The organism is Streptomyces sp. NBRC 109706 (assembly GCF_000974485.1).
In the GTDB taxonomy this organism is placed as follows: Bacteria; Actinomycetota; Actinomycetes; order Streptomycetales; family Streptomycetaceae; genus Streptomyces.
On sequence record NZ_BBOM01000012.1, the window covers coordinates 166055 to 177668 of the forward strand.

Here is an 11614-nt window from a genome sequence, read left to right on the forward strand (position 1 = left end):
CCGACCCCGAAGGAGACCACCGTGATCCCCATCTCCACCGACTACCCCGAGGAGATCGCCGTTCCGGCACAGCCGGAGGACGATCGCGTCTGGGTACCCCAGGCACCCAATGTCTGGTTTCGACCGCTGATGTTTAACACCGTGACCGGACAGTGGTGCAACCTGCTCAAGGTCACCGCGTCCGGGATCGTCTCCCGACATCGCCACCCCGGCGCGGTCTTCGGCTATGTGATCGAGGGCCGCTGGCACTACTACGAACACGAGTGGATCGCGGAGCGTGGCAGTTTCGTCTATGAGCCGCCCGGTGAGATCCACACCCTTGCCGTCCCCCCCGATTGCGACTATATGATCACGCTGTTCAACATAACGGGCGCAATGGTCTATGTGGACGAAGAGGGTCGACAGACGGGGTACGAGGACACCTTCACCAAGATCGACATGTGTCGGGCCCACTACGAGCGGGTGGGGCTCGGCCGCGACTACGTGGACCGGTTCATCCGCTGAGGCGGCCGGCCGAGGCGGGAACGGAACCGTCCGCGCACAGGGAAACAGGGGGTCGGCGTGGATCTCTCCAGCGCGTACAACTACCGGCTCGACTGGATCGCGAGCTTTGTCGCCGTCGCCCACAAGGGCGGGTTCTCGGCGGCGGCCAAGGCGCTGTTCCGTTCCCAGCCCCGGGTGAGCAGCCATATCGGCGAACTGGAACAGGTGCTCGGCGCCCGGCTGTTCGACCGTTCCGTGCAGCCGGTGGCGCTGACGCCCGAGGGGCGCGCCCTGCTGCCGCACGCCGAGGAGATCCTCTCCAGGCTCGGGGCCTTCTCCGAGGTCGCGGACGGCGCCAGCGGGGTGGTGCGCGGCGAGCTGCGCATCGGCATGTATCCGAGTGCGGCCGCGTTCCTCTACCCGCATCTGGTGCGCCGGTTGAAGCGGGCGGCGCCCCGGGTGCGGACCGCGCTGATCGAGGGGCCGACGCTCTCCCTGGAGGACCTGCTGGCCGCCGGTGACATCGACCTCGCCGTTCGGCCCGTGCTGCCCCTGGTCCGTGACGACCGGCTGCTCAACCGCTGGCTCTGGAGCGAGCCGCTGGTCGTGGTGGTGCCCTCGGGACATCCGCTGGCCGGCGCCGGGCCGCTGTCGCTCCCCCAGATCGCCTCCTATCCCCTGGTGACCATCGGGGAACCGACGGAGACCGCGCCGCGACAGTTCGAGACCAACCTGGCCTTCGCCGAGGCGGGCATCAGGCCCGCCATCGCCTTCCAGAGCAACCAACCGCAGACGCTGGCCGCCCTGGTGCGCGGTGGCCTGGGCATCGGCGTCACCAACGCGCTGGCGATGACGACCGCCAACTGTGCGGGACTTGAGCTGGTGCCGATCGCCGAGAGCCAGATCCAACGCCGCGTCGCCGTCTGGTGGCGCGCCGACCGGGCCGACTCCGCGGTGGTCTCCCTGGTCCGGGATCTGATCTGCACGCTGCCGTCCCCCCAGCTCCCCGGTCCGGCCGGCGAGGAGCGACCGGCCTGACCGAGGCGTGTGTTCGCCGGGACGGCCGTTGGTCGTCCCGGCGAACAGGGGTGTTCCTACAGGCCGTTGGCCCTGGTGATCTCGGCGAGCCAGTGTCCCGAGTCCTTCATGGTTCGGCGCTGGGTCTCGAAGTCCACATGGACCAGGCCGAACCGCTTGCCGTAGCCGTGGGCCCACTCGAAGTTGTCCATCAGCGACCAGACGAAGTACCCGCGCAGGTCGACGCCCTCGCTCAGCGCCCGGTGGGCCGCGGCGAAGTGGCTCTCCAGATAGGCACGGCGTGCCTCGTCGCGCACCCGGCCGTCCGCTTCCACCCGGTCGTCGAAGGCGGCCCCGTTCTCCGTGACATAGAGCGGGAGCGGCCCGTACTCCCGCCACACCCTGGTCAGCGTCTCGTACAGCCCGTCCGGGTCGATCTCCCAGCCCATCGCCGTCTCCGGGATGCCGCGCTTGACGAACTCCACGTCCTCCGAGCCCACCCAGTTGGACGGCCGGCCGGTCGCCGTGCCGGCGCGCACCACATGGCGGGTGTAGTAGTTGACGCCCAGGAAGTCCAGCGGGGTGTTGATGATCGCGAGGTCGCCGTCCCTGACATGGTCGGTGTCGGTCACCGAGGACAGGTCCTTGAGCAGGTCCTCCGGGTAGGCCCCGCGCAGCAGCGGGTCGAGGAACACGCGGTTCATCAACCCGTCGATGCGGCGGGCCGCGTCCCGGTCCGCCGCGCTGTCGGTCGCGGGGTCGACCGGGTAGAGGTTGACGGTGATCCCGACGTCGCGCGCGCCCTGTTCGCGCAGCGCGCGGGTCGCCAGTCCATGGCCCAGCATCAGGTGGTGGGCGGCGCGCAGGGCGGCCGGCCCGTCGGTGCGGCCCGGGGCGTGGATGCCGCTGGCATAGCCGAGGAACGCCGAGCACCAGGGCTCGTTGAGGGTGGTCCAGTCCTTGACGCGGTCCCCGAGCCGCTGCTGGACGACCGCCGCGTACTCGGCGAACCGTTCGGCGGTGTCACGCTCCGGCCAGCCGCCGGCGTCCTCCAGGGGCTGCGGCAGGTCCCAGTGGTAGAGGGTGACCCAGGGCTGGATGCCGCGTTCCAGCAGGCTGTCCACCAGTCGGCTGTAGAAGTCCACGCCGGCGCCGTTGAGCTGCCCCCTGCCCTCGGGCTGGATGCGCGGCCAGGCCAGCGAGAACCGGTAGTGGCTGACCCCGAGATCGGCCATCAGCGAGATGTCCTCGGGATAGCGGTGGTAGTGGTCGTCGGCGATGTCGCCGGTGTCCCCTCCGGTGATCTTGCCGGGGGTGTGCGCGAAGGTGTCCCAGATCGAGGGCCCCCGGCCGTCCTCGGCCACCGCTCCCTCGATCTGGTAGCTGGCGGTGGCCGTGCCCCAGACGAAGCCGTCGGGGAACCGGACCGCGGAGAGGTCGGCGGGAGTGGTCGCTGGGCGTGCGGAGGGGGCGGCGGACTGCGGATCAGAGGTCATGACAGATGGTTCCAGTCGTTCTGAGGCATGCTGTGCGATGGGCTTTTGTCGTGGGTCTCGGGGAACACCGGCGGCACGGGAACTCCTGCGGCACGGGGTTCAGTACTGCCAGAGGTCGGCGGGGGCGGCCAGCGCGTCGAGCGTGGGCCACAGCTCCTCGGGTATCGGCCAGCGGCTGAGTTCGACGGTCTCCGCCACCCGTTCGGGGCGGGTGACCCCGATGACGGTCGAGGAGACCCGGGGGTCCCGGGTGGAGAACTGGATGGCCGCCGCCGCCAGCGGCACCCCGTGCCGTCGACAGGCGGCGTCGATCTCCCTGACCCGTTCCAACACCACCTGGTCGGCCTCGGAGTAGGCGTAACGTGCCTGCCGCTCGGGGCCCTTGGCCAGGATGCCGCCGCCGAAGGGCGCGGCGTTGAGCACGGCGAGACCGGCGGCGTGGGCGGCGTCGATCAGTTGGTCGGCCGAACGGTCGATCAGGGTCCAGCGGTTGTGGGTGAGCAGCACCTCGAAGGCGCCGGTGGCGACATAGCGGGCCATCAGCCCGACCGGGCCGCCGGCCACCCCGATGTGCTCGGCCAGGCCCTCCTCCCTGATGCGCACCAGTTCCTCGACGGGCCCGCCGGGGGCCATCGCCTCCTGGAACGGGATGTGTTCGGGGTCGTGCAGATAGAGCAACGGGACCCGGTCCAGGCCCAGGCGCTCCAGGCTGCCCTCCAGCGAGCGGCGCACCTGGGCCGCGCCGTAACCGCCGTCGGCGTCCCTGGTCACCTTGGTGGACAGGAGGAAGCCCGGGGGCGGACCGCCCACCTCGGCGAGCGCCGCGCCGATGATCCGTTCGCTGCGGCCACCGCCGTAGCCGGCCGCCGTGTCCAGGAAGCCGACGGGGCCACGCAGCACCGCGCGCACCGTCTCCAGGGCGCGTTCCTCCGGCACGTCGTAGCCGAAGAGGTCCGGCATGCCGGCCAGCACGGCGCCCCCGAAGCAGATCTCCGGGACGCGCAGGCCGGTGCGGCCCAACTGGCGGACGGGCACGACGCCCTCGGCGGTCATCGGGTGGGCACCTGTCGCAGCGGCGTGCCGTCCGGGTCGCTGTCCCGGCCGAGTTCGGCCGACAGGCCGATGGCCCGCAGGCCCAGGCTGTCCCGGGCCGGGTCGGGCGCCGGCTGAGTGGTAGCCGCGTCGAAGGTGAAGACCTCAAGCACCGCGTCGCCCGCCTGGAGGTAGTCGATCACGAAGCCACGGGGGTCCTGGTCGTGCACCAGCCGGCCGATCACCCGGTATCCCAGCTGGTCACGGTAGTAGGCGAGGGTGGCGTCCAGATCGGCGACGGTGATGGCGACATGGTCGAAGACCGGGCCCGCCTCCGCCGCCCGTGCCTCGGCCAGCCGCCGCTCGCGGTCCGCCAACTCGGGGGTGGTCACCTCGTGATAGGTGAGATGGCCGTCGATGATCTCCAGCAGCGTCCCGTCCGGGTCGGTGAAGAACGCGAGATTGACATCGCCGACGGCGGCCGTGGGTTCCACGGTGAAGGGGACACCGGCCGAGCGCAGCCGCTCCGCCTGCCGGAACACGTCACCCACCTTCATCCCGAAGTGCCGCATGCCGCGCTGGAGATCGTCCCCGATCCACCCGCCGAGCGTGCCGCCCTCCGGCTTCTCCACCAGCTTGACCAGGGCCCCGTCGGCGGTCAGCCAGTGCACGCCCGGCGCCGTCGGCTCAGGCGGGGAGGTGGCGGGGCGCAGGCCGAGCAGACCCCGGTAGAAGTCGAGGGATCGTTCGGCGTCACTGACACCGATCTCCACATAGGCCATACCTGATGTGTGGGACATGGGACGTGTTTCCTTTCTCAGGGCCTGGCCCGTTCCCGGCCCGGCCTCGACGTCGAGGCCGGGCCGGGAACGAGGCGCGGCGCCTCAGCTCTTGACGGCACCGAGGGTCATCCCGGCGACGAAGCGCCGTTGCATCCGCATATACACGATGATGATCGGCAGGATGGACATGGTGAGCGAGGCGCAGAGCAGCGGCCAGTCGGTCGAGTGCTGGCCGACCGCCGCGTAGAGCACGGGTTGCAGGGGCAGTTGGTCGGAGGTCTTGAGGAAGGTCTGGGCGAACAGGAACTCGTTCCAGGTGTTCATGAACTGGAAGATCACCACGGTGGCGGCGCCCGGGGCGGCCAGCGGGAGCATCACCCGGGCGAAGATGGTGAACTCGCCCGCGCCGTCCACCCGCGCGGCCTGTACCAGTTCGTGCGGCAGTGTCTCGAAGAAGACTCTCATCAGGAACATTCCGAACGGCACCGAGGTCCCGATGTACACCAGCACCAGGCCGGTCTGGGTGCCCAGCAGCCCCATGGCGTCGAGTTCCAGGAACAGCGGGATCACGATGGCGGTGACCGGCAGCATGATGGTGCTCAGCAACGTCACATAGATGAACTGCTTTCCCCGGAACTCCAGATGGGCGAACGCGTAGCCGGCCAGCGTGGCGAGCCCGACCACCCCCAGCACGGTGATCACGGTGATCACGAAGGTGATCAGGAAGTGGTGCGGGAAGTCCAGATCGGTCCACGCCTGTCGGTAGGCGTCGAAGGTGATCTCCTCCGGAAGGAAACCACCGCCGAACACGGTGTTGCGCGGCCGGACCGAGGTGATCAGCATCCACAGCAGGGGATAGGCCGAGGCCGCCGAGATCACGATCAGCAGCAGATAGCCCAACAGCCGGCCAGGACGCGGCAGACGACGGGTGGCCCGAGCGGATTCAGTTGACATCACGGGCCTTCCGGTTGACACGGACCTGCACCAACGTGGCCCCGAGGCACAGCACGAAGACCACCATGCTGATCGCCGTGGCATAGCCGAACGACGGCACCGCGCCCGCCGAGGAGCCGAAGGCCAGACCGTAGAGATAGGTGCCGAGCACCTCGGACGCCCGGTTGGGACCGCCGCCCGTCATCACATAGATCATGTCGAAGGTCTTGAACCCGTTGACGACATTCAGCAGCACCACCACGGCCGTCACCCGACGCAGCATGGGCACCGTCACATGGCGGAACCGCTGGACCGCGTTGGCGCCGTCGATCTGGGCCGCCTCGTAGAGCACCGGGTCGATGCCCTGGAGCCCCGCCAGATAGATCAGCATGAAGAGCCCGGCGGCCTGCCAGAGCGAGACCACCACCAGCGCAGGGAGCACCGTGCTGGTGTCCGCCAGCCAGGGCTGGGCCAGCGAGCCCAGGCCGATCCGGTCGAGAAACTCGTTGAGCATCCCGAAGTTGGGGTCGTAGACCATCTGCCAGAGCGAGCCGGTAACCACGAAGGACACCACGGCCGGCACGAAGATGACGGTGCGGAACACCACGCCAAGACGCCAGCCCCGGTTGAGCAGCACCGCCAGCAACAGCGGCACCACCGTCTGCAACACCGTGCAGGCCAGGGTGAACACCAGCGTGGTGGTCAACGCGTCCCAGAAGACCGGATCGGAGACCAGGTTGTCGAAGTTCTCCAACCCGATGAACTCCGGGGTGCCGAAGCCGGACCATCTGGTCAGGCTCAGATACATCGTGCGCAGAAAGGGATACGCCACAAACACCGAGAACAGCGCGACAGTCGGCAGCACGAACAGATAGCCCGCGAGCGCCGCCGACCTGCCTCGTCCGCCGCGTCGCGGCGCCTTGGACACCGCGACGGCCATCAGCGGTTCGCCGCCCGCTCGACCCCGCTCTGGATGTCGGCCGCCGCGTCCTGGGCCGACGACGAACCGTCGATCAGCGCGGACACCGCGTTGGACGCGGACTCCGAGGAGCCGGGACCCATCAGGATGTGCGGCGCGCCGTCGCCGTCCAACAACCAGGACGTCATCTCCGCGAGCACCGGATCGGTCACCTGCTCCGCGGCGGCCGATGTCGCCGGCATCGAGTTGGACTCGTTCATCACCTGGCTGTACCGGTCCGGCTCGTACATGAAGCGCAGCAGGTCGAGCGCCGCCTCCTTGTTCGGGCTGGTCTCGCTGACCGCGAAGGCGGCGCCCGCCTGGTTGGAACACCAGTGCCTGGCCCCCGAGGTCAGCGCCGGGGTCTTCATGACCCGGTACTCCTCCACGAACTCGGGCGGGGCGTCCTGGACGAAGTCCTGGGGCACCCAGGAACCCATGAACAACATCGCGGCGCGGTCCGTGTAGAGCATCTGCTCCCCCTGCGCGGTGGTGATCCCGTTCGGGTTGGCGGCGAAGGCCCCACCGTCCTGGAGCCGGCGCACCAGCTCCAGCGCCTCGACCACCTCGGGCGAGTCCCAGCTGGCGCCGTCGCGCTGGAGGTCCAGATCGAGCAGCAGCTGGGGATCGTCGGTGACCTGGGTGATCAACGGGAGGAAGAAGTCCAGGCCGTTGGTGCCGGGATTGTTGGACAGCACACAGGGCTCGACGCCGGTCTCCCGGATCGCCGCCGAGACCGCGAGCAGATCGTCCCAGGTCTCGGGGATGTCCACGCCGGCCCGCTCGAAGTGCTTGGGGTGGTAGAAGATGCCGAAGGTCTGCGCCATCCAGCCGAGGCCGAACTGCTTGCCCTCGTCCACGAACAGGTCGTTGGCCGACTGGAAGAAGCCACCGAGGAAGTCCTCGCCGAGCCCCGCCCTGAGGTCGGCCGAGATCCCGGCCCTGCCGTACTCGATGGCCAGCACATGCGGCGCGAAGATCTCCGGCGGGTCGCCGGCGGCCACCGCGGCCTGCAGCGCCGGGAGGTAGCTGTCCGGATCGCCGAACTGCCGCTCCTCGACCTTGACGTTGGGGTTGGCCTCCTCGAACTCGGCGATCATGCGCGGCCACTGGTCGCGCTGCTGGTCGTACCAGTGCCAGACCCGAACCGTCGCCTTGCCGGACGATCCGCCCGACCCGCCACCGCACGCGCTGAGCACCGGGGCGGCGGCGAACGCGGCGGCTCCCAGCGCTGTTGTCCGCAGCAGCTGCCGCCGGCTCGGCCGCCGGGGCTGTGATTGCGACACCATTGACGCCCTCCGACTTCGTGTCATGAATCCCGGGAACCCGCGAGGGGGCGCGGCTCCTGATGACTCCCTTGACTTCCTTTGATTTCTGACCAGCGACAGTCGGCCGCCGGGCCCGGGTGTGTCATCGGTTATCGCGGCAGCGGATGGCACCTATTCGCACCCGCCCCCGGCGAGCGGCCCCCCTTACGCCGGGGCGGGGCCGGGCTAGTGTCTACAGGCGGGTTCCCCGAGCTCCGGGACCGGGACATCCTGGAAGGGGAGCGCTCCCGCGGCGTCTCCCCCGGGCACTCGTGGCGCGCCCGCTCGCCCGTGCCTGGGCGAGCGATGGATATCGCGCGGCCCGACCACCCGGGCCCGGTGCCGGACTCCGCGGCCGCTCAGTGACGTGTGACGAAGGGAGAGGGGCTTATGCGCGCGGTGCGATGGCACGGTCGGCGCGACGTCCGTTTCGAGACCGTGGCCGACGCGCCCCCGCCCGGCCCCCGCCAGGTGCGGCTGGCCGTCGACTGGTGCGGACTGTGCGGCACGGATCTGCTGGAGTACCAGGCCGGCCCGATCGAGATTCCCACCGGCGAACACCCCGTGACCGGCCGTACCGCCCCGGTGATCCTCGGGCACGAGGTCTCGGGACGGATCACCGATGTGGGCGAGGACGTGGCCGGTGGGCTCGCGCCCGGCGAGCTGGTCGCCCTCAACGCGCTGATCCCGTGCGGCGACTGCGCCATCTGCCGGTCGGGGGCCTATCACCGCTGCCCCGACTTCGGGCATATCGGCATGTCGGCGGACGGCGGGCTGGCCGAACTCCTCACCGTCCCCGCCCAGATGGTCGTCCGCGCCCCGGCCGGCCTCGACCCGGCGGTCGCCGCGCTGGCCGAACCGTTCGCCGTCGCCTGGCATCTGGTGCGCCGCCTCGAACCCCCGCCCGACCGGCGGGTGTTGATCGTCGGCGCCGGCTCCATCGGCCTGGCCACGGCGCTGATCCTGCGCGCCGAGGGACACCGGGTGACCGTCGCCGACGTCGGCGACGAACGGCTCGCCGTGCCCGCCGCGCTCGAACTCGGCACCCGCCGCGCCGATCTGGACCCGCCGGCCGGCTTCGCCGACCTCACCGTGGACGCCACGGGCACCGGCCCCGGCTTCGCCCTGGCCTGCGCCGCGACCCGCCCCGGCGGCACCGTGGGGCTGGCCGGACTGCCGGGCGCGCCGGTCCCGTTCGATGTCGCCGACGCCGCCAAGCGCGAGCTGACCCTGGTCGGCTCGATGTCCCACCGGACCACGGCCGACCTGCGCCCCGCGCTGGCCTTCCTGGCCCGACACACCGACCAGGCCGCCGCGTTGATCACCGGACGGGTGCGTCTCGCGGACACCGTCCCACTGGGCCTGGACGTCCTCGCCGGCGCCGAACGCGGCCGGCACATCAAGATCCTCGTCACCCCTGGAGGCACCAGATGACCGGACAGCCGAACGGGACGCGGCGCAGCGCCGCGTGGTTCGCCGCCGAGGGGCGCAACGGCTTCATCCACCGCTCCTGGATGCGGAACCAGGGCTTCGGCCCCGAGGTCTTCGACGGCCGGCCCGTCATCGGCATCGCCAACAGCTGGTCCGAGCTGACGCCCTGCAACTCCCATCTGCGGGACGTCGCCGAGGCCGTGAAACGCGGCGTCTGGGAGGCCGGCGGACTACCGCTCGAATTCCCCGTGATGTCGCTCGGCGAGACGCTGATGCGCCCCACCACCATGCTCTTCCGCAATCTGATGGCCATGGAGGTCGAGGAGACCATCCGGGCCAACCCGCTGGACGGCGTGGTGCTTCTCTCCGGCTGCGACAAGACGACGCCCGCCATGCTGATGGGCGCCGCCAGCGTCGATCTGCCGGCGCTGATGGTCACCGGCGGGCCCATGCTCAACGGCAAGTTCCAGGGCCGGGACATCGGTTCGGGCACCGCCGTCTGGCAGCTCCACGAGGAGGCGAGGGCCGGCCGTCTCGATCCGGCCGCCCTTGTCGAGGCCGAGGGCTGCATGTCCCGCAGCCGGGGCCACTGCATGGCCATGGGCACCGCGTCCACCATGGCCTGCGTCGCCGAGGCGCTGGGCATGCAGCTGTCCGGATCGGCCGCCATCCCCGCCGTGGACGCCCGCCGCTACGCCCTCGCCCAGGAGGCGGGCCGGCGCGCGGTCGCCCTGGTCGAGGAGGATCTGCGGCCCTCGGCGGTGCTCACCAGGGACGCCTTCGAGAACGCCGTCCGGGCCAACGCCGCGCTCGGCGGCTCGACCAACGCCGTGGTCCATCTGCTGGCCCTGGCCGGCCGGGTCGGTGTGCCGCTGACGCTGGACGACTTCGACGCGCTGACCACCGAGGTGCCGGTGCTGGTCGATCTGATGCCGTCCGGACGCTTTCTGATGGAGGACTTCTACTACGCCGGCGGGCTGCCCGTGGTGCTGCGCGAACTCGACGGGCTCGGCCTGCTGCACCGCGACGCGATCACCGTCAGCGGACGGGACACCGGTACCGAGACGGCCGGCGCACGCTGCTGGAACACCGAGGTGATCCGCCCGGGCGAGGCCCCGTTCCGGCCGGCCGGCGAGGGCACCGTGGTGCTGAAGGGCAGCCTCGCCCCCGACGGCGCGGTGCTCAAGGTGTCGGCGGCCTCCCCCGAACTCCTCGTCCACCGTGGGCGGGCGCTGGTCTGGGACCGGGTCGAGGACTATGTGGTGGCGGCCGACGACCCGGACCTGCCGGTCACCGCCGACTCGGTGATCGTGGTCAGAAACGCCGGGCCACGCGGCTACCCGGGCTTCCCCGAGGTGGGCAACGTCCCCGTGCCCAAGGTGCTGCTGGCGGCCGGCGTGACGGATGTGCTGCGGATCAGCGACGCCCGGATGAGCGGCACCGGCTACGGCAGTTGCGTGCTCCATGTCGCCCCCGAGGCCGCCGTCGGCGGCCCGCTGGCGCTGGTGCGCACCGGCGACTGGATCGAGATCGACGTACCGGCGCGCCGACTCGACCTGGACGTGGCCCCCGACGAACTCGCCGCACGCGCCCGCGAACCACGGCCGGAACCGGTGGACGAACCGCCGCGCAGGGGCTGGGCGAAGCTCTATGTGGAGCATGTGAACCAGGCCAACGAGGGGGCCGACCTGGACTTTCTCACCGGCGGCAGCGGCGACGCGGTGCCCCGTCACTCACACTGAACCGACCGGAGAGGCACGGGACAGGGCCGGTCACTGGGACGGGCGGTAGTTCTCGGCCTTGTCGAGGATGGCGGTGAAGCGCTCCCACTGTGCGGCGCCCTCGGCGGTGGGGCCCACCGTGAAGTCCTCCGGGTCGAGGAAATCGAGTCTCTCCCGCGTGGCCGGGTCCAGATCCCGCCATGCGGCCTCATCCTGCGGTGACCGCGCCACAGTCTTCGCACACCCAGTTGCCGTTGTTGAGCCTGCGGCCCTCGTCCGAGCCACAAGAAGGACATTCCACCGGCGCCACCTCACGCTTCGCCAGCCGTCGCGGGCTCCGACTGTAGCGTGCGAAGCGCCTGGTCGGCAGCCCCGAGCCACCGACCAGGCGCACACCTTCCCCGCCACGTCAACCCTCCGCGCCCAACTGCCCGTCAAGGGTGGTGGGCGCGGA

General features: G+C 70.6%; 12 protein-coding genes. 4 read left to right on the forward strand and 8 right to left on the reverse strand.

Annotated features, from left to right (window positions below; all coding sequences use genetic code 11):
• The first annotated feature begins 21 nt into the window (after positions 1–21).
• Entirely contained in the window at positions 22–504 is a 483-nt protein-coding gene (locus tag AOM46_RS28120) for a 2,4'-dihydroxyacetophenone dioxygenase family protein (RefSeq protein ID WP_062216539.1), read from the forward strand.
• A 57-nt stretch (positions 505–561) separates the two neighbouring features.
• Positions 562–1521, forward strand: a complete 960-nt coding sequence (locus tag AOM46_RS28125; RefSeq protein ID WP_062216541.1) for a LysR family transcriptional regulator — start codon at positions 562–564, stop codon at positions 1519–1521.
• A gap of 56 nt (positions 1522–1577) precedes the next feature.
• Here AOM46_RS28125 and AOM46_RS28130 read toward each other — a convergent pair whose 3' ends face one another.
• From AOM46_RS28130 to AOM46_RS28155, 6 genes are all read right to left on the reverse strand, one after another.
• On the reverse strand, positions 1578–2996 hold the full coding sequence (locus tag AOM46_RS28130; RefSeq protein WP_062216543.1) for a GH1 family beta-glucosidase: 1419 nt from the start codon (positions 2994–2996) through the stop codon (positions 1578–1580).
• Between the two features lie 99 nt (positions 2997–3095).
• Positions 3096–4049 (reverse strand): aldo/keto reductase, encoded by a 954-nt coding sequence (locus AOM46_RS28135; protein ID WP_062216545.1) that lies wholly within the window; start codon positions 4047–4049, stop codon positions 3096–3098.
• Positions 4046–4828, reverse strand: a complete 783-nt coding sequence (locus tag AOM46_RS28140; protein WP_078857258.1) for a VOC family protein — start codon at positions 4826–4828, stop codon at positions 4046–4048. The genes AOM46_RS28135 and AOM46_RS28140 overlap by 4 nt, the downstream gene beginning before the upstream one ends.
• Positions 4829–4912: 84 nt before the next feature.
• On the reverse strand, positions 4913–5764 hold the full coding sequence (locus AOM46_RS28145) for a carbohydrate ABC transporter permease (RefSeq protein ID WP_158920727.1): 852 nt from the start codon (positions 5762–5764) through the stop codon (positions 4913–4915).
• Positions 5754–6683, reverse strand: coding sequence for a carbohydrate ABC transporter permease (locus AOM46_RS28150; protein WP_062216551.1), 930 nt, complete (start codon positions 6681–6683; stop codon positions 5754–5756). The genes AOM46_RS28145 and AOM46_RS28150 overlap by 11 nt, the downstream gene beginning before the upstream one ends.
• The gene (locus AOM46_RS28155) at positions 6683–7990 is read right to left on the reverse strand and encodes an ABC transporter substrate-binding protein (protein WP_062216553.1); all 1308 of its coding nucleotides are present in this window, start codon (positions 7988–7990) and stop codon (positions 6683–6685) included. Before AOM46_RS28155 ends, AOM46_RS28150 begins: the two co-directional genes overlap by 1 nt.
• Before the next feature lie 408 nt (positions 7991–8398).
• Here AOM46_RS28155 and AOM46_RS28160 point away from each other — a divergent pair, with 408 nt between their 5' ends.
• Entirely contained in the window at positions 8399–9442 is a 1044-nt protein-coding gene (locus AOM46_RS28160) for an alcohol dehydrogenase catalytic domain-containing protein (protein ID WP_062216555.1), read from the forward strand.
• Positions 9439–11181, forward strand: coding sequence for an IlvD/Edd family dehydratase (locus AOM46_RS28165; RefSeq protein ID WP_062216557.1), 1743 nt, complete (start codon positions 9439–9441; stop codon positions 11179–11181). The genes AOM46_RS28160 and AOM46_RS28165 overlap by 4 nt, the downstream gene beginning before the upstream one ends.
• 30 nt (positions 11182–11211) lie before the next feature.
• On the opposite strand, the gene AOM46_RS28170 is transcribed toward AOM46_RS28165, so the two are convergent.
• Together AOM46_RS28170 and AOM46_RS36180 are read right to left on the reverse strand one after the other, a co-directional pair.
• Positions 11212–11391, reverse strand: a complete 180-nt coding sequence (locus tag AOM46_RS28170; protein WP_062216559.1) for a hypothetical protein — start codon at positions 11389–11391, stop codon at positions 11212–11214.
• Positions 11369–11554, reverse strand: coding sequence for a hypothetical protein (locus AOM46_RS36180; RefSeq protein ID WP_107080203.1), 186 nt, complete (start codon positions 11552–11554; stop codon positions 11369–11371). Before AOM46_RS36180 ends, AOM46_RS28170 begins: the two co-directional genes overlap by 23 nt.
• Between the last annotated feature and the right edge of the window lie 60 nt (positions 11555–11614).

Bases quoted from the DNA above. Each gene is read 5' to 3' on its own strand.
- AOM46_RS28130 (WP_062216543.1), bottom strand. From the start codon at position 2,996: ATGACCTCTGATCCGCAGTCCGCCGCCCCCTCCGCACGCCCAGCGACC.
- AOM46_RS28135 (WP_062216545.1), bottom strand. From the start codon at position 4,049: ATGACCGCCGAGGGCGTCGTGCCCGTCCGCCAGTTGGGCCGCACCGGC.
- AOM46_RS28140 (WP_078857258.1), bottom strand. From the start codon at position 4,828: ATGTCCCACACATCAGGTATGGCCTATGTGGAGATCGGTGTCAGTGAC.
- AOM46_RS28145 (WP_158920727.1), bottom strand. From the start codon at position 5,764: ATGTCAACTGAATCCGCTCGGGCCACCCGTCGTCTGCCGCGTCCTGGC.
- AOM46_RS28150 (WP_062216551.1), bottom strand. From the start codon at position 6,683: ATGGCCGTCGCGGTGTCCAAGGCGCCGCGACGCGGCGGACGAGGCAGG.
- AOM46_RS28155 (WP_062216553.1), bottom strand. From the start codon at position 7,990: ATGGTGTCGCAATCACAGCCCCGGCGGCCGAGCCGGCGGCAGCTGCTG.
- AOM46_RS28160 (WP_062216555.1), top strand. From the start codon at position 8,399: ATGCGCGCGGTGCGATGGCACGGTCGGCGCGACGTCCGTTTCGAGACC.
- AOM46_RS28165 (WP_062216557.1), top strand. From the start codon at position 9,439: ATGACCGGACAGCCGAACGGGACGCGGCGCAGCGCCGCGTGGTTCGCC.